The sequence below is a fragment of the Ruegeria conchae genome, assembly GCF_000192475.1.
GTDB lineage: Bacteria > Pseudomonadota > Alphaproteobacteria > Rhodobacterales > Rhodobacteraceae > Ruegeria > Ruegeria conchae.
Window position 1 is genome coordinate 228,319 of record NZ_AEYW01000014.1, and the last position, 19,205, is coordinate 247,523.

Annotated in this window: 20 protein-coding genes and 1 pseudogene; 11 read left to right on the forward strand and 10 right to left on the reverse strand. The window is 53.4% G+C overall.

Features of this window, described 5'->3' with window-relative positions; all coding sequences use genetic code 11:
- Positions 1-9 precede the first annotated feature (9 nt).
- The gene (locus tag G7G_RS0115725) at positions 10-249 is read right to left on the reverse strand and encodes a hypothetical protein (RefSeq protein ID WP_010442397.1); all 240 of its coding nucleotides are present in this window, start codon (positions 247-249) and stop codon (positions 10-12) included.
- 288 nt (positions 250-537) lie between these two features.
- Here G7G_RS0115725 and nhaC point away from each other — a divergent pair, with 288 nt between their 5' ends.
- The 3 genes from nhaC to G7G_RS24850 all read left to right on the forward strand — a co-directional run bounded on the left by nhaC (position 538) and on the right by G7G_RS24850 (position 3,503).
- On the forward strand, positions 538-2,010 hold the full coding sequence (nhaC, locus tag G7G_RS0115730) for a Na+/H+ antiporter NhaC (RefSeq protein WP_010442398.1): 1,473 nt from the start codon (positions 538-540) through the stop codon (positions 2,008-2,010).
- A 72-nt stretch (positions 2,011-2,082) separates the two neighbouring features.
- Positions 2,083-3,099 (forward strand): GlxA family transcriptional regulator, encoded by a 1,017-nt coding sequence (locus tag G7G_RS0115735; RefSeq protein WP_010442399.1) that lies wholly within the window; start codon positions 2,083-2,085, stop codon positions 3,097-3,099.
- A 269-nt stretch (positions 3,100-3,368) separates the two neighbouring features.
- Positions 3,369-3,503: a hypothetical protein gene (locus tag G7G_RS24850; RefSeq protein WP_259462657.1), complete on the forward strand. Its 135-nt coding sequence runs from the start codon at positions 3,369-3,371 to the stop codon at positions 3,501-3,503.
- Between the two features lies 1 nt (position 3,504).
- Here G7G_RS24850 and G7G_RS0115745 read toward each other — a convergent pair whose 3' ends face one another.
- Positions 3,505-4,704 (reverse strand): ROK family transcriptional regulator, encoded by a 1,200-nt coding sequence (locus tag G7G_RS0115745; protein WP_010442401.1) that lies wholly within the window; start codon positions 4,702-4,704, stop codon positions 3,505-3,507.
- Between the two features lie 185 nt (positions 4,705-4,889).
- On the opposite strand from G7G_RS0115745, the gene G7G_RS0115750 reads away from it, so the two are divergent.
- The 5 genes from G7G_RS0115750 to fsa all read left to right on the forward strand — a co-directional run bounded on the left by G7G_RS0115750 (position 4,890) and on the right by fsa (position 9,298).
- Entirely contained in the window at positions 4,890-5,909 is a 1,020-nt protein-coding gene (locus G7G_RS0115750; protein WP_029622083.1) for a sugar ABC transporter substrate-binding protein, read from the forward strand.
- 117 nt (positions 5,910-6,026) lie between these two features.
- Positions 6,027-7,097, forward strand: a complete 1,071-nt coding sequence (locus G7G_RS0115755) for an ABC transporter permease (protein WP_010442403.1) — start codon at positions 6,027-6,029, stop codon at positions 7,095-7,097.
- Entirely contained in the window at positions 7,097-7,879 is a 783-nt protein-coding gene (locus G7G_RS0115760; protein WP_010442404.1) for an ATP-binding cassette domain-containing protein, read from the forward strand. Before G7G_RS0115755 ends, G7G_RS0115760 begins: the two co-directional genes overlap by 1 nt.
- Positions 7,876-8,547, forward strand: coding sequence for a nucleoside/nucleotide kinase family protein (locus tag G7G_RS23180; RefSeq protein ID WP_010442405.1), 672 nt, complete (start codon positions 7,876-7,878; stop codon positions 8,545-8,547). The genes G7G_RS0115760 and G7G_RS23180 overlap by 4 nt, the downstream gene beginning before the upstream one ends.
- 97 nt (positions 8,548-8,644) lie before the next feature.
- Complete coding sequence (fsa, locus tag G7G_RS0115770; RefSeq protein ID WP_010442406.1) at positions 8,645-9,298, forward strand: fructose-6-phosphate aldolase; 654 nt, start codon at positions 8,645-8,647, stop codon at positions 9,296-9,298.
- A 490-nt stretch (positions 9,299-9,788) separates the two neighbouring features.
- On the opposite strand, the gene G7G_RS24915 is transcribed toward fsa, so the two are convergent.
- The 5 genes from G7G_RS24915 to G7G_RS0115795 form a co-directional block, all read right to left on the reverse strand.
- Positions 9,789-9,932 carry a hypothetical protein gene (locus tag G7G_RS24915; protein WP_010442407.1) on the reverse strand — a complete coding sequence of 48 codons (144 nt, stop codon included), beginning with the start codon at positions 9,930-9,932 and terminating at the stop codon, positions 9,789-9,791.
- Positions 9,933-9,947: 15 nt separating this feature from the next.
- Positions 9,948-10,844 carry an AGE family epimerase/isomerase gene (locus tag G7G_RS23185; protein WP_010442408.1) on the reverse strand — a complete coding sequence of 299 codons (897 nt, stop codon included), beginning with the start codon at positions 10,842-10,844 and terminating at the stop codon, positions 9,948-9,950.
- Entirely contained in the window at positions 10,786-11,193 is a 408-nt protein-coding gene (locus G7G_RS25000; protein WP_010442409.1) for an SAM domain-containing protein, read from the reverse strand. Before G7G_RS25000 ends, G7G_RS23185 begins: the two co-directional genes overlap by 59 nt.
- 503 nt (positions 11,194-11,696) lie before the next feature.
- A complete protein-coding gene (locus G7G_RS0115790; RefSeq protein WP_010442411.1) occupies positions 11,697-12,338 on the reverse strand; it encodes an NAD(P)-dependent oxidoreductase in 642 nt (213 codons plus the stop codon).
- Positions 12,339-12,350: 12 nt separating this feature from the next.
- Complete coding sequence (locus tag G7G_RS0115795; RefSeq protein ID WP_010442412.1) at positions 12,351-13,238, reverse strand: EamA family transporter; 888 nt, start codon at positions 13,236-13,238, stop codon at positions 12,351-12,353.
- 77 nt (positions 13,239-13,315) lie between these two features.
- Between G7G_RS0115795 and G7G_RS0115800 the strand changes: the two genes are divergently transcribed.
- Positions 13,316-13,825: a MarR family winged helix-turn-helix transcriptional regulator gene (locus G7G_RS0115800; RefSeq protein ID WP_010442413.1), complete on the forward strand. Its 510-nt coding sequence runs from the start codon at positions 13,316-13,318 to the stop codon at positions 13,823-13,825.
- A 162-nt stretch (positions 13,826-13,987) separates the two neighbouring features.
- On the opposite strand, the gene G7G_RS0115805 is transcribed toward G7G_RS0115800, so the two are convergent.
- Positions 13,988-14,974: an aldo/keto reductase gene (locus tag G7G_RS0115805; protein ID WP_010442414.1), complete on the reverse strand. Its 987-nt coding sequence runs from the start codon at positions 14,972-14,974 to the stop codon at positions 13,988-13,990.
- An 81-nt stretch (positions 14,975-15,055) separates the two neighbouring features.
- On the opposite strand from G7G_RS0115805, the gene G7G_RS0115810 reads away from it, so the two are divergent.
- Complete coding sequence (locus tag G7G_RS0115810; RefSeq protein WP_010442415.1) at positions 15,056-15,883, forward strand: LysR family transcriptional regulator; 828 nt, start codon at positions 15,056-15,058, stop codon at positions 15,881-15,883.
- 223 nt (positions 15,884-16,106) lie between these two features.
- The gene (locus G7G_RS0115815; protein ID WP_010442416.1) at positions 16,107-17,234 is read left to right on the forward strand and encodes a hypothetical protein; all 1,128 of its coding nucleotides are present in this window, start codon (positions 16,107-16,109) and stop codon (positions 17,232-17,234) included.
- A gap of 490 nt (positions 17,235-17,724) precedes the next feature.
- On the opposite strand, the pseudogene G7G_RS23195 reads toward G7G_RS0115815, so the two are convergent.
- Positions 17,725-18,411: pseudogene (locus tag G7G_RS23195) on the reverse strand (IS6 family transposase).
- Between the two features lie 363 nt (positions 18,412-18,774).
- Positions 18,775-19,155 carry a hypothetical protein gene (locus tag G7G_RS0115825; RefSeq protein ID WP_139056614.1) on the reverse strand — a complete coding sequence of 127 codons (381 nt, stop codon included), beginning with the start codon at positions 19,153-19,155 and terminating at the stop codon, positions 18,775-18,777.
- Positions 19,156-19,205: the final 50 nt, after the last annotated feature.

The window sequence follows — 19,205 nt, forward strand, 5'->3', positions numbered from 1 at the left end:
GCTCTGGTGCTAAACCTTAGAAGAAGATAACTTATCCGTTCGACAGTTGTTGTCGCATTTGCGGCTGTGGTCATTCTGGTCACTATTGTTCTGCCCGTCGAATATAGCCGTATGCTGTTCGTTCTTGGCCAGTTCGGATATCTGGCACCTCCCGGCGGCGACGCTGGGAATGATCACGTCCGCCTGCACAATTTTGAGATACCCCAGAGTCTTGATCAACGCCTTGCTGTTCCCATCGTCGCGTTTCATGACCAAAGCCCTCCACTCGCCGCTATCCGGGTAAGGCTTGAGTAGCTCGTCGCCTCACTGGGCGCGCGCACGATTTTTCGAAGCAAGGCATACTTCACGAACGCAAGTAATTTGTTTGGCGTGATTGCAATGGTCAGTCTTCAATTCAATCGAAGACGCCGAAGTCCGACGCCCCAATGTCGCAAATTCTAACAAGATGTGCGCTCTGACCGACAGTCTCACAACGCCAAACTTGGTTTCTTCCGCAGATCATCACGGTTCTGGACCATTCCAAAGGAGGAGACCCATATGTCTGGGAATGAAGACAACATACGGCAGCCCGGTTTGGTGCTGGCCCTCGTGCCAATAGTGCTGACCCTGTGTGTGCTTGGGCTGCAACTATTCTATTTCGGTGACTTTACTCCACACATCCCACTGGCATTCGGAATCGCAATTACAGGCATCGTTGGCCTCATGTTGGGTCACAAATGGCCCAATATCGAAGAAGGCGTGTTCCACGTTATCAATATCTCCCTTCCGTCGGTCTCGATACTGATCACAGTGGGGATGATCATCGGAGTGTGGATCGCAAGCGGCACCGTCCCGACGCTGATCTACTATGGTCTCAGGATTTTGTCGCCCGAGCTTTTCCTCGCCGCAGGAATGGTCCTTTGCTCTATTGTCTCTGTTTCATTGGGCACCTCATGGGGAACGACAGGCACCGTCGGATTAGCGCTGATGGGGATTGGAGCCGGGTTCGGCATTCCAATGTACTGGACAGCAGGGGCGGTGGTCTCTGGTGCATTCTTTGGAGACAAGATCTCGCCTTTATCAGATACGACAAACCTGGCACCTGCTGTGACGGGGACTAATCTGTTCGATCACATTCGGAATATGCTTCCAACCACAGTTCCGTCCATGCTGATTGCACTGGTAACTTATTTTGTCGTCGGCTTCACTCTGATCGACACGTCCCAAGTATCGTTTGACCGTATTCACGCGATCACCACCGCGCTGGACGACGCTTTCTGGATTTCGCCGATCATGCTTTTTCCGGCAATTCTAGTCATCGTGCTGGCGGTCATGAAACAACCTCCGATCCCGTCACTTTTCGCAGGCGCCGTTGCGGGCGGCATCATGGCTATCTTCTGTCAGGGGGCTGGACTGCATGAGACGTTCACCTTCGCCAACAGCGGCTATTCGATCGATACTGGAGTTCCGGAGATCGATCCCCTGCTGAACCGCGGCGGTATTCAGTCTATGATGTGGACGATTTCACTGGTGCTGCTGGCTTTGGGGTTTGGCGGAGCGCTTGAACGCGTAGGCTGCCTTCAGGCCATCATCAAAGTTGTCATCTCGAAGGTGAAAACGTTTGCCGGTATTCAAACCTCAGCCATCTTAACCTCTGTCGCGACCAACACCGTCGCAGGTGACCCCTATCTGTCAATTGCACTGCCAGGGCGGATGTATGCACCGGTCTATCGCGCGATGGGCTATTCCCCACTGAACCTATCCCGGGCGGTCGAGGAAGGCGGAACTCTGGTGTCCCCTCTGATCCCTTGGAACGCGGGTGGTGCGTTTGTCATCACGGCGCTTGGCTTGGGTATCGCGGACGGTAACTTCGAAAATCTGCTGTATATTCCGCTTGCATTCGCTTGCTGGCTGTCACCGGTCATCGGTATCTTCTATGCCATGACAGGGCTGTTTTCGCCTAAAGCCAGCGAAAAAGAAATCCGCTCCTGGGAGGAAAGCGGCGAACCTGTTGCACAAATGAGTGCCTAATCTTTCTGCGCCAACACCAAATGAGGTGTTGGTGCCCTTCACCCGCCTCGATCGATACTGGGAGGAGAGCATATGGACCCGAAAAACTTTGTCCCAAAGGGCGCGGCCAGCTATCGCATTGACTATGATGGATCGGCCAAGGAAATCTATTTTCTGCTGCTGCCAAAGCTGACTATGCTGGCCTTCAGCGCCGCAGTGGAACCTCTGAGGATCGCCAACCAGGTTACTAACAAAGAACTGTATAAATGGTTTCTAATCACTGAAGATGGAATTCCGGTTTCTTGCTCGAATGGGGTTGAAATTACGCCGGATTTTGCGTTGCACAACTTGCCGCGATCGTCGCGGCTGTTTGTCTGCTCGGGTATTGAGCCGGCGGAAAGTACAAACCCCAAGGTGCTGTCGTGGATCCGCCGCCAAAGAACCTTTGGATGTAAACTGGGTGGTATTTGCACAGGGGCTTTCGCCCTTGCCAAGGCTGGAGTTCTTTCAGGGAAAAGGTTCACATTACATTGGGAAAACCACCCTGCTTTTGTCGAACATTTTGATGACTTGGAGCCATCGTCAAACCTGTATGAGATCGACAATGGGCTTATGACATGTGGCGGCGGAAATGCTGCAACCGACATGATGTTGGACATGATCGAATCCAATTTCGGAAATGACCTCGCGGTCATTGTTTCGGACATGTGCATTCACTTTCGATCCAACAATAGTAAAACGCTCCAGAAATCAGCCTTTTCGGTAGCTTTAGGTAGTCGCAACCAGTACCTGATCAACGCAATGCAGATCATGCAAGAAAACCTGGAAGAGCCGTTAGATATCTCTGAAATAGCAGAAGCCGTGCAGATATCTCGTCGCCAGTTAGAGCGTCTCTTCCAAAAGTATGTCGAAACTTCGCCTGTTCAGTTTTATCTAGAACTGCGCGTTTCGAGGGCTTACGCATTGCTCAGCGAAACCGAGATGGCGGTCGCGGAAATCGCGGCAGCCACAGGCTTTAGCAGCGCTACACAACTTACGGTACGATTCAAGAAACGCTACGGCGAAGCACCAACTTTATTCAGAAGGGGGTGGTCTGAAAGACGTGAATAATTCACGTCTGAACTGGCAGGAATTGAAGCATCTAAACGTGCTCCAGTGCTTTCTCTGCAGGGACCCTGTTGCATGGATCAGAGCTAGGGCGAACTGACCCCAGACCCAACACTTCAGAAAATGCGTTCATGTTCTGCATGACCGAGAGATGTCATGTGGTTCAGCGCTTTTGATGTAATTTTTGCTTCAACTACTTAAGTGGCAAGATCACGCGCTTGCAGGCGACGGGCATGATTGAACTTGTATGGCATCCACGGCAACTCACGAAAATGAAAGCACCAGAGCTAAACTGGGAAGCCGATCCGTTCAACAAGGTCGCGCAGGACAACATTCCAGATGAAGTAATCCTGCGTGATAATGATCCTCGCCGCTGTCTGCCGGATTACCCTTCAGCCATTGGGTAGGCTACATCCCAGAAAGCCCCGCATTGGTATTCAATAGAAACTGGCGGAAGATCGGGCTGCTTGCTGCTCCAATGCCTCGGGCGTTGTCGCCAACTGCTGCAGCTTCTACGACCGGAGGAATCAATCCACGCTTGTCTTGGTTGAGGAGGTAACGACGAACCCGGGCAACTAACTCTTCCCGCACTTCCGATGGGAACGCGCCGTCTATGAAAATCGCCTCAAAGTCGATGACCGCGCAAATAGACAAGGCAGCCTTGGCAAGTTCTTGTGCCGTGGTACCAATCCAAGGCTCGACATATCGCGAAATGCTGCTCCAATCTTGTGGCTTCGTCCAGAGTATTTGGGGATCGACACCGGCTTCGATCAACCTGTCTTCGAGCAGGAACAGTGATGCAGTGTCGATCAACTGCTGGCTTTCGCCTAATGGCCCGGTCGTTCGCATCGCGCCCAAGGCACCTGCATTTCCCTGATTGCCCTCAAACACGGTGCCGTTCAGCGCGACTCCGCCGCCGATCATTGACCCGATGAAGAAATAAAAATAGTCGCGATATTCGGCCCCGCGCCCATAAAGATGCTCGGCGTGACAGGCAGCCGTCGCATCGTTGACCACAAAAACTGGCAGGTCGCTGAACTTGGCGACCTCGGAAAAGAAATTCACGTTTTTCCAAGACCTGAATTTTTTGGCCGCAAGCCCAGACAGGTCGTGCCATTTCCACAGTTCGAAGGGAGTTCCGATTCCAATCCCGCATACACGGTCGCGAAGTTTCTGGGGTTCATGGACCAGAAGTTCCTCCAATCCTTTCTCCAGAAACCCGAACACCGCTTCGGGCAGCGGATAGTCATAAGTCGTCGAGATTTGATGGCGCGGCTTGCCGGTGAAGTCGATCAAAAGAAGATCAGCGCTGCGGCGACCGATCTTCATCCCCACCGACAGGATGCCTTCGGGATTGAGTTCCATCGGGGTCGAAGGTTTCCCCACCTTGCCCCTTAGCGGCGTCCCACGCTTGAGGATCTCGTCCTTTTCGAGCTTACGCAGAATGATCGACACGGTCTGCGGAGACAGGCCTGTGAGCCGCGCGATTTCGGCCCCGGCAGCAGGTCCATGCCGTTGTAAAACCGTCAGAATCAGGCGTTCGTTATGATCACGAACACCGCTTTGGCTTACCCCGCCAGTTAGTATTTTCAACGCTTCTCTTTCCATAGTTTTAACATAAACACCTTGTTTTCTTATGAAAAGATACGTGGGTAAATTAATAAATAAACTTTATTTATTTATTGACACAAGGGCTAGAATCACGGTTTCTTGAGCAGGACCTTCATTGGAGGATGGAGGCGCGTCTTGTCGCTATTCCGCGCGGGGCCACAACAATTTTCTGGGAGGACAAAATGAGAAATCTACTCAAGCTCGCCGCATCCGCGACTGCGCTGACTTTTGCCGCTGCATCCGCGCAAGCGGCTGGTGAAACCGTCTGCCTGATTACTAAGACCGACACCAACCCCTTTTTCGTCAAGATGAAGGAAGGCGCAACCGCCAAGGCAGAAGAGCTGGGCATGACGCTCAAGGCGTTTGCCGGCAAGGTTGATGGCGACCATGAAACTCAGGTCCAGGCCATTGAAACCTGCATCCTCGATGGCGCAAAAGGCATTCTACTGACGGCATCTGACACCAGCTCGATCGTTCCTGCGGTCAAACAGGCGCGGGATGCGGGGGTTTTGGTCATTGCGCTGGATACACCGCTTAGCCCGATTGACTCAGCAGACGCGACATTCGCGACGGACAACTACAAGGCCGGTTTGCTGATCGGTCAATGGGCCAAGGCCAAAATGGGCGACGCCGCGGCCGATGCCAAGATCGCGACACTGGATCTGAATGTCAGCCAGCCGACAGTGGACGTTCTGCGCAATCAGGGCTTCCTCGACGGGTTTGGCGTGGACTTGGCGGACCCGAATGTCATCGGTGACGAAACCGATGCGCGTCTGGTCGGCAGTGACGTGACCGACGGCAACGAAGAAGGCGGTCGCCGAGCGATGGAAAACCTTCTGGCCAAGGATTCATCGATCAACGTTGTTCACACGATCAACGAACCGGCTGCTGCGGGTGCATATGAGGCACTGAAATCCATCGGGCGTGAAAACGACGTGCTGATCGTGTCGGTCGACGGCGGGTGCCCCGGTGTCCAAAACGTAGAAGCCGGTGTGATCGGGGCGACAAGCCAGCAGTACCCGCTGTTGATGGCCTCGCTTGGTGTTGAGGCCGTAAAAAAATGGGCCGAAGAGGGCGTGAAGCCCGAAAACACACCCGGCAAAGACTTCTATGACACGGGCGTCGCGCTCATCACCGACCAGCCGGTTGATGGGGTCGAGTCGCTGTCGGTCGCAGAAGGCCTGGATCTCTGCTGGGGCTAAAGACAGCCATATTGGGTGAGGCGCGCCACAGCGCCTCATCAATCCTTTCACCAGCAAACCGAAACTTCCTGTACACTGATTTCGTGGGCGCGATGCCAGCCACGAAAAGGGGGAGATATGTCTGAAGCAAACCAAAACACTCAGGAATTCGAAACCGCCGCCAGCGCTTCAGAAGCCGTGGCGGAGTTTGAAGATAACCGGCGTGGTGTTCTGGGGAAGTTGCAGCATCTTCTTCACGTCAATCCATCCTTTGTACCATTGATCGTTCTGGTTGGCGCGATCGTGATTTTCGGCCTGCTGCTGGGGTCCAAATTCTTCTCACCCTTTGCGATGACGCTGATCCTGCAGCAGGTCCAGATTGTGGGCATCGTGGCCGCGGCACAAAGCCTTGTCATTCTAACCGCCGGCATCGACCTGAGCGTCGGTGCAATCATGGTGTTTTCATCCGTCATTATGGGTCAGTTCACCTTCCGCTACGGCATCCCCGTGCCCATTGCGGTGATGTGCGGGCTGGCAATGGGAACGCTAATCGGGGCTCTCAATGGCTGGCTGGTTAGTCGCGTAAAGCTGCCGCCCTTTATTGTTACGCTCGGCATGTGGCAGATCGTTCTGGCGACAAACTTCCTGTATTCCGCAAACGAAACAATTCGCAGTCAGGATATCGAGGCCAACGCCCCGTTCCTGCAATTCTTTGGCACAAAATTCAGCATCGGTGGCGCGACTTTCACGGTTGGCGTGATCTTCATGCTCGTTCTGATATTCGTGCTGGCTTATGCGCTCAAACACACGGCCTGGGGCCGGCATGTCTACGCGGTGGGGGACGACCCCGAGGCGGCCGAGCTATCCGGTGTGAACGTCCACAAAACATTGATGTCCGTCTACATGCTGTCCGGTTTGATCTGTGCTTTTGCGGGCTGGGCTTTGATCGGGCGCATCGGATCGGTCTCGCCGACCTCCGGCCAATTGGCCAATATTGAGAGCATTACCGCTGTTGTGATCGGGGGTATCTCGCTGTTTGGCGGGCGAGGCTCCATTCTGGGATCGTTGTTCGGAGCACTGATTGTCGGCGTCTTTACTCTGGGGCTCAGGCTTCTGGGCGCGGACGCACAGTGGACCTTCCTGCTTATCGGACTTCTCATCATCGCAGCGGTCGCAGTCGACCAGTGGATCAGAAAGGTATCGGGCTAATGTCAGACACAACTCCAGTCGTCCAGGGCCGCGGGATCGTGAAACGCTATGGCCACGTCACCGCCATCGACCATTCTGACTTTGAACTGCGCCAGGGGGAAATCCTTGCGGTTATTGGCGACAACGGCGCAGGCAAGTCGTCCATCGTCAAGGCGATTTGCGGCGCCACTATCCCAGACGAGGGCGAGATTCTGATCGAAGGGGAAAAGGTCAACTTCTCTTCTCCGATCGACGCCCGAAATATGGGGATTGAGATTGTCTATCAGCAGCTCGCCATGTCGCCTGCTCTGTCGATAGCCGACAACATGTTCATGGGGCGCGAGATCCGCAAACAAGGGTTCATGGGCAAATACATGCGTCAGCTTGACCGTCCAGCCATGGAGAAGTTCGCCCGTGAAAAACTGACCGAGCTTGGGCTGATGACAGTGCAGTCGATCAATCAGGCGGTCGAAACTCTCTCTGGCGGCCAGCGCCAAGGCGTAGCCGTTGCGCGTGCTGCCGCCTTTGCGACGAAGTTCATCATCATGGACGAACCCACGGCTGCTTTGGGGGTCAAGGAAAGCCGCAAAGTGCTTGAGCTTATCCAAGACGTGCGGGCACGCGGTATTCCGATCATTCTGATCAGCCACAACATGCCGCATGTTTTTGAGGTTGCTGACCGCATTCATGTGCATCGGCTGGGCAAAAGGCTCTGCACCATTGATCCCAAGGATTACACGATGTCCGACGCGGTGGCCTTCATGACCGGCGCCAAGGAACCCCCAAAAGAGGACGCCGCGTGATCGATCAGGATGCAAAGCGCGTTTGTGACCTGATTACCTCCCGGAGGCAGGTTGGGGTTCGGTCGATTGTCGCAATCGCCGGCCCCCCTGCATCCGGAAAGTCGACTTTGGCAGAAAACGTGGTGCAATCGCTGAACGCGCAACAAAGCTCTGCGGTTCCTTTAGCCTCGCTGGTGCCCATGGACGGTTATCATCTGGACAATCGCGTGCTGGAAACGCGAGGCTTGCTGTCCCGAAAGGGCGCGCCGGAAACCTTCGATGCAGTTGGGTTCTGCTCTGCAATCAGAGGGCTGCAATCCGCGCAGCATGAGTCCTTTCATCCTAAATTTGACCGCCAAATGGACCTGGCCATTGCGAATGCGATTGCCGTTCACCCGGAAACTCAGACTGTAGTCGTAGAAGGGAACTACCTTTTGATGAATAGCGACCCGTGGAGGACGTTGGCAGATGTGTACGCCGTAACGGTTTTTGTCAGCTCCACATTGGAGGAACTTGAAAACCGATTACAGCATCGCTGGATCAAGCATGGCTTTGACCCGCAAACCGCGCTGCAACGCGCAAAAACGAACGATCTGCCGAACGCGGAACACGTCATCCGTGATAGCAGGAAAGCGGATCTCACACTGCATCAGAATTACACCGAATTCGGGATGCGCTACGCGTTCTGACCCTGCGAAACGAAAGCTGAAACGATCCGTTGATGCAAACGCCTCTGGGCGATTTCAAATGCAATCAAAATCACCCTATACACGATGAGGAAAGCTCATGAAATTCTTCGTGGACACTGCAGAAGTAAACGACATAAAAGATCTGATAAACTTTGGATTGTTGGATGGCGTTACTACCAATCCAAGCCTGATAGCCAAGTCCGGCCGGGATTTCAAAGAAGTCGTTGCCGAACTTTGTACACTGACGGATACGCCCGTGTCGGCAGAAGTTGCAGCATTGGACACAGCTGGCATGATTGCAGAGGGAGAGCACCTTGCCGCGATTGCCGACAACGTCGTCGTCAAACTGCCTTTGACACTAGATGGCCTCAGAGCCTGTGCACATTTCAAAAGAGAAGGCATCAAAACAAACGTCACACTCTGCTTTTCACCCAATCAAGCGCTTTTAGCGGCGAAAGTCGGAGCGACCTATGTATCTCCTTTCATTGGCAGATTGGACGACATTAATCTGGACGGAGCCGATCTGATCCGTGATATCCGTACCATTTACGAAAACTATGGTATTGAAACGGAAATCATTGCTGCATCCGTCAGAAGCCCCAATCATATTACAGAGGTGGCATTGGCCGGATCAGACATAGCCACAATCCCTCCGTCCGTTATCCGCAAATTGGTCATGCATCCATTGACCGATACCGGCATCGAGAAGTTTCTCAATGATTGGAACTCGACTGGGCAATCGATCCTTTGATGGATTGCCATTTTGTCTGGGAGGGAACGGCCTGTACCAAATGTTTTACAGCTGAGCGGCAAGGCTGCGCTTTGAGGAAGTAAACGCTAAAGGAGAGTCTTTCGGCATTGTCAAGCAGGTCAATCTTAGTGGGAAATTGTCGGAACTCCTCTTAATGGCGGCATGAACACTACGGCCCAAAGCAGACATCCGCTTCGTCGTCAGCGCCGCTGTGCAGCTTCACCAGTTCGGCCATTCACTGCAGTTTCAGAAACTAATTGTAGACGAACCTGACATTCACCTAACTTGTGTGGTCGACTTTTGAGTGCGCGCGTGGGCTAGAGAGGCATCATCCTCGACAGGCGTCAAGATAGCGGAAACAAGCAGGCTTGCAGCGAGTGGTAAATGTTGGGGTTCCCATCAAAGATGGATGTCACGACATTCCCATTCTCAGCCACCGCTGGAAACCAACCGCCATGTTATGATTCAAGAACGTAGCACTCGCATAGGTCTAGCGCTTCCGGTACCAGATCTCGTCTTCCGGCATTTTGTCCAGAGTAATCAGCGCGGCGACTGCTCCAATTGCTTCGGCGATCGACCACCAAAACCGGGAGCCGTTGGCAGCCTGGCCATCAAAGTCCAGCGGGTAGGCCAATCCACCTCCGGGTAATCAGGCATCATTCAATGCCTGTTCAATCAAGTGGCGCGCTGTGCCGGGCGCATTGGCTTCCGGCCGAACCGACAAGTCCCAATGCTGAAGCTGAAGCCGACCGAGTTCAAGCGAATGAACAGGAGCCGTTCCGGCAGGCCTGAACATCGGATTACCCGCATAGTTATGATCAATCTGCCATTCAGACGTGTAATGCTCAGGCAACCGCCGGTTTTCCCCAGCCGCGATCTTGTTGATGAAGAAGTCCAAAATGCGACCGGCTCGGGAGAGGTAAAATTCATCTCCGAACGCCTCATAGGCAGACAACATCGCTTCAACACCATGCATATTCGCATTCATTCCACGATAGGTGGAAATAGGTGTCCAATCCCTATTCCACTCGTCGCAGTACAATCCCGCTTCTTTATCCCAGAAATGCTGGTCCAAGACCTCGCGGGCATCCGCCATCAGGCGGCCAGCCTCCGGGTGACCCGCCAGCTTCGCGCTTGCAGAGGCAAGAAGAACGAGGACATGTCCGTAGGCGAGCTTGCGATCATCCTTGATCTGATCACCCTCCAGCGCCCAGAAATATCCGCCATAGTCACGATCTCTGTGGTGGCGTTCGAGATATGTCATGCCATGATCAATGATCTGATCAGCACCCTGAAAACCTGCAAGATGTCTCAAAGCATATGAATGGAACATACGCGCGGTCGTGTGCAATTCCTGAAACTCACCGGGCTGTGAGCTGCCATCGTGACCAAGAATGAAGAGCCCAAGCCCGTTTCGGCAACTGGCGCTGAAGAACTCAAACTGTCGCATGGCCTGATCCATCAACCAGTTACGGTGATTGAAGGTTTCAAGCCAAAACCCCGGTTCGGAATGCGCGCCGGGTGGCAGAGGTTGGTCTTTGATCATCTCTTTCATCCCGCAAGAGGAGTAATGTAGCGCGCCCCGCGCCCCGACAACAACGCTCGCGTCGCGTGCAGAATTGCGTTCGCGCCAATTCCATGCAGATGATAGGTGTCTTCAACCGTACCAGCCTGTCCAAAGTGTTCCACCCCAAGGGATTCTGCTCCTTCAGCCCACCACTAAGACGTTGGATAACAGCCCAAACCTTGCGTTTTGGAACAATTGGCGAACCCAGCTCTACGAGGTCTTTCTCTGTTAACTCCGGAAGAGTCTCAAAATCGATTTCGACGCCGTCGAAATCCTTTGCGTACTTTTCTAAGCCGAATTCAGCCAGCCAGCTTGCGACATCAGGCATGCACAATTCTCCACGGACTCAGCTTGCCTAAATTTGATATTTTCACAAAGCTTTTTGGAACTGTTTCAAAGTTATTGGGAAGTAAGACACTTTATCCAAGCTCGAGTAGAGTTGCCTTCGGAAGGTGACCCTCCATGGGCTTTGGTCCAACAATGGTGCTTATCAACGCCAATGCAGTTCTAGCCATCAATCCCGGCCGGAATATTGCCTTTGTCACGCAAACACTCTCGCCTGTGGCTTTCTATTACCCGTTTCCCGCGATCTATCTAACGGCCCAAAGGAAACATCGATCAATCTGAGCAACTCTGCAGTTCAGTTTCCTGAAAACGAATGTTTAAACCTGAGAGTGGCATTCAGGTCAGGCGCAGGACTGCATCGCGTAAGAAACTGCGTCGGCCCTGCAGCGATCAATGTCTTGAGTCGGCGGACTGCTCCCTTTAGGAAACGCCCTGCCTGCTAGCCGGCTGGCTGGACGCCCTTTCCATAGCGCTCTGAGACGAGTGTTAGTAACCGACCGTAAACGCAGCACGCGGGAACTTGGCTGATTGTGCCTCATCTACCAGCGCAACAGCAAAATCTTCCATCGATATCTCTGATTTGCCAGCTTCATCAACGAGCAGCGTGTCCGTACCGGTTCTGAACGCGCCTAGGCGTTGACCGGGCTGCAAGAGTGCCGACGGGCTGGCATAGGTCCAGTTCGCCGATGTTTCAGTGGCGCAGAGTTCCCATTGCGCCATCGATGCGCGGGCAATCGGAACGATGTTTTCAGGTAAAAAATCGGGGTCTGACAAAACCGTATGTGGACTTCCGTTTGGAAGATGGAGTCGCGCGGCGCCGCCAACGATGATCACCCGAAGGCCCGTGCGTGACGCAGCATTGAGGATCGAACGTGTCAGAGCGACAATCTCGCCTTCGCGCCCGGGCGGAGAGCGCAACGCGCTGATCGCCATTTCCTGCGATACCATGGCGGTGGCGAGGGCTGCGGGGTCTGTCGCATCCGCGATGACTGGCCTGATGCCTTCCGGCAACTTGGCAAACGCTGCCTCGTTTCGGACAGCTGCTGTTACGTCATGCCCGCGTGCGAGCGCTTCTGTTACGACGCGAGAACCGACATCACCGGTGGCACCAAATACTATGAGTTTCATGGAAGTTTTCCTTTATACTGGATTACGGATGGGATGTTTCGGAAGGTTGGGCGAGTGGACGCGCCCCGCCCTTTGTCCAAGCCAAATTGCGGCAAAAACAAGCGCGGCCCCAGTGATCTGCATCTGTGTCAGCGCCTGACCCAGCAATGCCCAGCCGATCAGGACGGCGGAAAGCGGGCTCAGAAAACCAAGTACGGAGACGGCATCTGGCTCTATCCGAGAGATGCCGCGGAACCACAGGATATAGGTGAGCGCAGCCCCGATGAGAGCAAGGTAAAAGATGCCGGAGAGGTTTCGTGCATCCAGTGGAGGAAGAGGCGGCTCGATGAAGACGGCCAGAAGCACCAGCAACAGACCGCCAGCGGTCAGTTGCCACGCGGTGAAGGTAAGTAGCGACACGGGAGGCTGCCATTTCCGGGTCAGGACTGTACCTGCGGCCATTGAGGCCGCTCCGCAAATCCCGGCTATCAAACCGATTGGATCAAGCGATATGCCGGACCCCAAGACGAGCAGTCCAACACCTAGGATGCCGATCAAGGCGGCCAGCGCCGACGCTGCTCGGATTGCGGTCCCGAGCAGCGGTGCGGCAAGGAATACGACGATCAGCGGCTGAACAGCACCGACGGTAGCCGCGACTCCCCCCGGTAACCGGTAGGCTGCGATAAAAAGAAAGACCCAGAAAAGCGTGAAGTTCAGCGCGCCAAGAATAAAGATGCGCAGCCACCAATTACCTTTCGGCAATCGAGGAGCCAAAACAAGCAGCAGCAGGCCAGCAGGCAGAGCGCGCAGGGCGGCCATCGTCACCGGATACCCGGCAGGAAGAAACTCCGTCGTCACATAGTAGGTGCTGCCCCATACCAATGGCGCAATGGCTGTGATTCCAATGTCGAGATGTCTCATCGCAGATCTCCATTATCTTGACGTCAAGATATACTGCTTTATCTTGACGTCAAGATATAATCCCGCAATATGTATGCATGGACCACGTAGACCGCATCATTGCTCAATGGAACAAGGCCCGGCCCGACCTTGATGTCGGACCGATGGAAATCATCGGCCGGCTATCTCGTATGGCTACCAAGCTCCGAAGTGAAATGGATAAAACCTGGAAGGCACATGGGTTAAACGCCGCCAGCTTTGATGTCCTGGCGACCCTGCGCAGATCGGGTAAACCTGATGGCTTATCCCCTGGCGAGTTGCTGGACCTGACCATGGTGACCTCTGGAACAATGACCAATCGTATCGACCAACTCGTCAAACGCGGCCTTGTCGAGCGAGTGCCAAACCCCGAAGACAAGCGCGGGTTTCTGATCCGCTTGACCGAGACCGGTTTTGCGACAATCGAGGATGCCGTTGGCGATCATGTCGAAACACAGCATCACCTTTTGCGGGGGCTATCTCCGGCGGAAGTCGAAGATTTGAACAAGCTATTAAAGACGCTGGACGAAAGAATGAACTCAGATAGTGGGACGAATTCACGCGAATGATCGTATCTCTGGGTGCAACACATAACCGCGACCTGTTGGCCTTATGTCGCTCCGATGCGGACGGCCCTAAGCAGACCTTGAACAGAAATCTGAAATGCCGCGTTAGCAGCCCGCGTTGCCGACATTCGCGGCAAGCGCACAGATTTGATACAGTTCTTAAAGTTACCTGGGACGGTCTGGCTCGTTGGGATTGCGCGAAATCAAGCTTTCTATTTCGTTCATTGCTTCAACTGGCAAGGCACCAAAGGTCAGTGCTCCCGAAATGCCTTCAATTTGTTCTTCTGTCCGAGCGCCCGGAATCGGTACGTATGTTTCAGATTGGCCCCATATCCACCCGAGAGCCCCTTGCACAAGCGTTCGGCCATTGGTGGTCAGCAGATCCCGAACCGCTTCGAGTTTTTGCATGAAATCAGGGTTTACCCTTCCATCCGAATAGTACTCCATCCAGCTTTCACCGGATGCGCGTACGTCGTTTGGTGCCATGACACTGTTCCGATTGTACTTGCCCGAGAGCAACCCCATCGCAAGAGGTGAGCGTATTAGGGATAATAGCCCTTCCTCTTGGACAACCTGTTGCATGCGGGGCGCATCGAAAAAGACGTTCAACACGTATTCCACCGCCTCAAAACCATCTCGTGTTGAGGCCGCACGGGCACTTTCGGAATGGTCGGTGCTCCAACCATAGGCGCGCAACTTGCCAGCCTCATTAAGCCGGTCCAGTTCGTCAAACACCGCCTCCGCCTGGGCAATTGGCATATCGTTCACATGCAACAGCAAGAGATCGATCCGATCCCGTTCCAGCCGCGACAGGCACCCTTCTACGGCAGGGCCCACCTGATCCGGGGTGAAGGGGTCAAACGAAATCTGCCTGCTTGCCTCATCGATCCCAACCCCGATCTTTGTGACAATCAGGGCGTCGGGCCGGTGCCTTAACGCTTTGCCTAACAAACGTTCAGAATGCCCCGCGCCATAGGCGGCAGCGGTGTCAAAAAGTGTGATTCCACCATCCAGTGCGGCGTGGATCGTACGAATAGAGGTTTCGTCGTCCGATCGGGTGTAACCCAGCGACTGTTCGCCCCAATACATCTTGCCGCCGATCGGCCAGCATCCCATGCCAAGGGGTGAGATTTCGGTGTTGAGAAAGTTCATCTGTGGCCCTCTTGACTGATCCTCCAGAAATAAAGCCGCGACTCTCTTTTCATCAATAACACAGAATGTAATCTTCATTTCATGGATGAAGGTAACTTTGACTGGGACAACTTGCGGCTTTTCCTTGCGGTTGCCAGAGCGGGCGGGCTTGGACCAGCCGCTGAACAGACCGGCAAGAGCGCACCCACCCTGGGTCGGCGCATGATCGAGCTTGAGCGCAACCTGGGAAGCGAACTGTTTCACCGCAAACCGCGAGGGTATGACCTGACCGAAGACGGGCAAGCGCTTTTGAGGAAGGTCGAAGGAATCGAAGCGCGTGTCATACCTGTCACGGAAAGCAGCCTTGCCACCGCGCCACCTTTGGTCAAAATCTCGGCCGGGAGTTGGGTGACAAAGGTTTTGATCGGCGCGGTCGGAAGGCTTACCCGTTCAATGCCGGTTCGGCTGCGATTCATCTCGTCAGAAGAGGTGTTAAAGATCGGACACCGGGAAGCCGCGATCGGCATTCGAAACCGCCGACCAGAAGAGATTGGCCTGGCGGGTCGCAAGATTGGGCGAGTTCGTTTTGCGGTCTATGCTGCGGATGAGAGCATTTCGACCTGGGCGCGCGTGATGTCCAAAACACCCTCGTCCAGATGGCTGCGGGCGCACGCGCAAGAGGACGACGCAATCGAAGTGACGGCGCCGCAAAATGCGCTTGAGCTTGCAAATGCAGGTCTTGCCCGGGCGGTTCTGCCAACTTTCATTGGAAACACCCAGCCGGGCCTGAAACCGGTCTCACCTTTGATTGACGATCTGGAACATGATCAGTGGCTGGTCACCCATCATGAAGATCGGTTTCTTGCAGAGGTGCGGCATGTCATAGATCGCACCCATGCAGTGATGTCGGAAGCTTGTGAAAACGGATGAACAGATGCTGCAAATGCCTATTCACCCAACCGTTCCATCAACCAAGCACACCCGCATCAGCCCTAAGTGTCGTAAGGGCGAAGTTGTTAATCTTCGGTTAAAAATAACAACTCTGGGAAGCCGGAAAACTGCCGTAATCTGAACTCATTCCACCGACAATCTTGGTTAATCCGGTGGCAATAGCGCTTTGGTTTAGATGATGAGAGCGAGAAGGAATTTTGTTTTGTTGAACTTTCTGAGAGTAAGCGTTTCCGCACTCGCGTTATCTGCATTCGTAGCCGCACCCATCGCGACCGTTCTCACAGCCGATTACGCCTATGCGAAAAACGGCAACGGAAATGGTGGAGGCAAAGGTGGTGAAAAAGGCGGAAATGGAGGCGGCAAAGGCGGCGACAAGGGCGCTAAGAGTGGGGCGGGCTCAGACAGCAAGCTGAACCGGAAAAGCAGAAAGTCCGCTAACAAAGGTGATAAGTCAAAACGCAGCGGTCGTTTGGGCCGGGCTGTCAAAGAAGATTTTCAAACGCTAGGCCGCAATCTACAGAAGAACGGGATCAAGGGCCTATTCAAAGGTAATAAAACCAAACCGGTAGCAACGAGCGCAAACAAGTCTACTGTTAAGCCAATACAGAAGCCGCAAAGCAAGAAAACAAAAATTGTCGACGATGGCACTCTCGCCCCACGCAATCTTGGCAAACTGAATGGTGCGATTAATTCCAGCATCAATGCAAAGCTCGCGCATATTGCGAACGGTCAGTATGCGAAGGGTACAGGGCCAGTCAGCCTAGCCGCTGGCCTGGCCGTTGCCGACGCGAATTTCAATCATGTCATGGGTGAAGATTACGCTTTAAGCCCAGCAGACGTTAAGGATATTGCTGCAGCTTACGATTACTTGGACACTGCCTCTATGACGCTGGAAGAAGCTGAGAAGGTTCTTGCCGATGAGATGGCAAACCCGGGTGTGACTGACCCTGAAGATTTGGCAGACGCTCAAGCGGTTAAAGATGCGCACGACGCAATATTGAAAGATGATGGGAATGCGATTGAGCGCCCAACCGAGGATCAATTGGCTGCCGCAGAGGCAGTATATGAAGCAGAGGCAAGCCTCCTGGGGAGTTACAAGGGTGACTTTTCTGAAGACGATGTTTTGGCTGCGGAGCAACAAGACCGCGTCCTAGACGCAGTACGATCCTCTAATCCCGACGAAGAAGCAGTAAAAGCTACGCTCGGCGCAACCGATAGCGAAGCTGCCCATGCCGACAGCGAAGACAATGAAGAAGTCATTGATCAAACTGTGGGAGAGGATCAAACCTCCAACGAGGATACCCAAGAAGAACTTGCAAATAATGGCTGAAGAACAGTTGGTGTGCCGTAGAAAGGAATGCACTGGCAAAATTCGCTTCTGACGATAACCATCTGTCACCAGTGTGTGGAAATGAGAGGTGGTGCGAGGGGCTGGCTGAGGGGGTAGAAGCCGGCCCCTCTCCTTAGACTCGAGGGGGTGAGTGGTATTTTTGAACCCAAAATACGGGTTTTGCGAGTTGGACGATATTCGGGGTTTCCCGTAAAGCCGCAAGTTTGTGCGAAACGGTTTGTTTCCACAGCACGAACTATAAGTTTCTCAATGAATTGTAGGTACTATTTTGCCGTAATGCGATATTCACGATGTGTGCGGCAAGTCTTGATTTTAGCACATTCTAGTTTTTCATTGGGATTTGAGGGGGTTACCTAGTACGGCGTGTCGCCAAGCGACCAACACGCCAAATTCTCAAAACTGCAAACTGCGTTTTTAAAATGTCAGGATGTGTGCGTATATTTCTTTTAACGGTCGCAATCAGAACACGTCACTCAAGTATCAAGTTGGTGCGGCGCGCCTTGATGGGGTTTGCTGCGCTGGAGAGTTGCTGCTTTCGGGTCATAGTGGCTACTTCAATGCCATCCAGCGTAGCGGACGCGGATGCGAAGGATTTGAACCCACACATATGTCGAACGCGCCGTTTTATGAACCAATGATCCCGCTCGATCATGTTATTCAAAAATTTGGACCTGATTGTCTAAACCTTAGCTTGGCAACCTAACCACTTCAGAATCCTGTTCACTTCTCGAATGCCGGCTGCGTTGGCTGCGTTCTTATCGATGACGACTTTGTCTGGGATTCCGTTTGATGACAGCGCTTTGGCAAAGAACCTGGTTGCTGCGGGACCGTTCCTTCGCTCAGACAACATAAAATCAAGGGTGTTCCCTGCTTTGTCGACAGCCCGATAGAGATACACCCACTTATCGCGCACACGGAGATAGGTTTTGTCCATTCTCCAGGATTTCTGTGTTGGGCGCTTTTTCGATTGCGCGCGCGCAGCGATCATCGGCGAAATTTTTACAACCCATCTATTCAATGTGGCGCGATCGACGGAAACGTCCCGTTCAGCCATGATTTCCTCAAGGTCGCGATAGGAAACAGTGTAGCGCAAATAGAAAAGCACAGCGTACAAAACCAAATCCTTTGGGAAGTGGCAGCCTTTCAAAGAAATCATTCTAAAACTTGCCCGTGATTGATTTGAAAGCAACAAGCACCAGGGCACGCAATTTCGTCAACCTCGGTCAAAAGATTGCGACACAACCAGATCCCGCCCCTTTCGACCTTCTTCGAACGTGATCAACTCGTGCGATCTGTTAGACTAACATACCATCCCGCCGCAAAGGGTCTAACTATCAGCATCCGCAAGTTCGGCGACCGAGTCAGCAAAGAAATTGGTCCATATCAGAACACCTGAGCTGACAGCTCGCGCCACTGCCTGTTCTGTTGTCCGGCACTTGGGCTTCGTGACGATCGAAGATGGCAGAGCATGCACTACTCTATCCTTAGTCATCTAGCGAACAAAGGTACGTCGGCTGCGTCAATTGCGAAGTTCGAGACTCAAAAACACCAATGTGCGATTGATTTGGCCCTTGTCTTTTTGGGCGACGCGATAAAGACGGTCCGAGGTGATAAATTCCTTCTGCACGTAGCTGTCAGGGTGGTTAACGGAACTACCGTGTTGTTTCTGAGTTCCGTCTTTGCAACGTGTTACTTCGGTCCATAGGTCGTTGAATGTGCGATTGGCTTCGGCGTCTCGGAACGGAAACTCCCATCGGCATGAAATGCCTTGTACATTGACCAGGCCGACATACGGTTCGCACATTGCTCCTTTGGGCGAGAAACCGGTGGTGTTGTAGTTTTCAAGTGCGATAACCCTGTCACATAATCCTGCGAAGCCGGATTCGGGCGAAGTAGCCATGACAATTCCCAGAAAACAAACGACCGCAACTTTGGCCGTTTGCTTGGTTG

Bases quoted from the DNA above. Each gene is read 5' to 3' on its own strand.
- G7G_RS0115725 (WP_010442397.1), bottom strand. From the start codon at position 249: ATGAAACGCGACGATGGGAACAGCAAGGCGTTGATCAAGACTCTGGGG.
- nhaC (WP_010442398.1), top strand. From the start codon at position 538: ATGTCTGGGAATGAAGACAACATACGGCAGCCCGGTTTGGTGCTGGCC.
- G7G_RS0115735 (WP_010442399.1), top strand. From the start codon at position 2,083: ATGGACCCGAAAAACTTTGTCCCAAAGGGCGCGGCCAGCTATCGCATT.
- G7G_RS24850 (WP_259462657.1), top strand. From the start codon at position 3,369: ATGAAAGCACCAGAGCTAAACTGGGAAGCCGATCCGTTCAACAAGGTC.
- G7G_RS0115745 (WP_010442401.1), bottom strand. From the start codon at position 4,704: ATGGAAAGAGAAGCGTTGAAAATACTAACTGGCGGGGTAAGCCAAAGC.
- G7G_RS0115750 (WP_029622083.1), top strand. From the start codon at position 4,890: ATGAGAAATCTACTCAAGCTCGCCGCATCCGCGACTGCGCTGACTTTT.
- G7G_RS0115755 (WP_010442403.1), top strand. From the start codon at position 6,027: ATGTCTGAAGCAAACCAAAACACTCAGGAATTCGAAACCGCCGCCAGC.
- G7G_RS0115760 (WP_010442404.1), top strand. From the start codon at position 7,097: ATGTCAGACACAACTCCAGTCGTCCAGGGCCGCGGGATCGTGAAACGC.
- fsa (WP_010442406.1), top strand. From the start codon at position 8,645: ATGAAATTCTTCGTGGACACTGCAGAAGTAAACGACATAAAAGATCTG.
- G7G_RS23185 (WP_010442408.1), bottom strand. From the start codon at position 10,844: ATGATCAAAGACCAACCTCTGCCACCCGGCGCGCATTCCGAACCGGGG.
- G7G_RS25000 (WP_010442409.1), bottom strand. From the start codon at position 11,193: ATGCCTGATGTCGCAAGCTGGCTGGCTGAATTCGGCTTAGAAAAGTAC.
- G7G_RS0115790 (WP_010442411.1), bottom strand. From the start codon at position 12,338: ATGAAACTCATAGTATTTGGTGCCACCGGTGATGTCGGTTCTCGCGTC.
- G7G_RS0115795 (WP_010442412.1), bottom strand. From the start codon at position 13,238: ATGAGACATCTCGACATTGGAATCACAGCCATTGCGCCATTGGTATGG.
- G7G_RS0115800 (WP_010442413.1), top strand. From the start codon at position 13,316: ATGGACCACGTAGACCGCATCATTGCTCAATGGAACAAGGCCCGGCCC.
- G7G_RS0115805 (WP_010442414.1), bottom strand. From the start codon at position 14,974: ATGAACTTTCTCAACACCGAAATCTCACCCCTTGGCATGGGATGCTGG.
- G7G_RS0115810 (WP_010442415.1), top strand. From the start codon at position 15,056: ATGGATGAAGGTAACTTTGACTGGGACAACTTGCGGCTTTTCCTTGCG.
- G7G_RS0115825 (WP_139056614.1), bottom strand. From the start codon at position 19,155: ATGGCTACTTCGCCCGAATCCGGCTTCGCAGGATTATGTGACAGGGTT.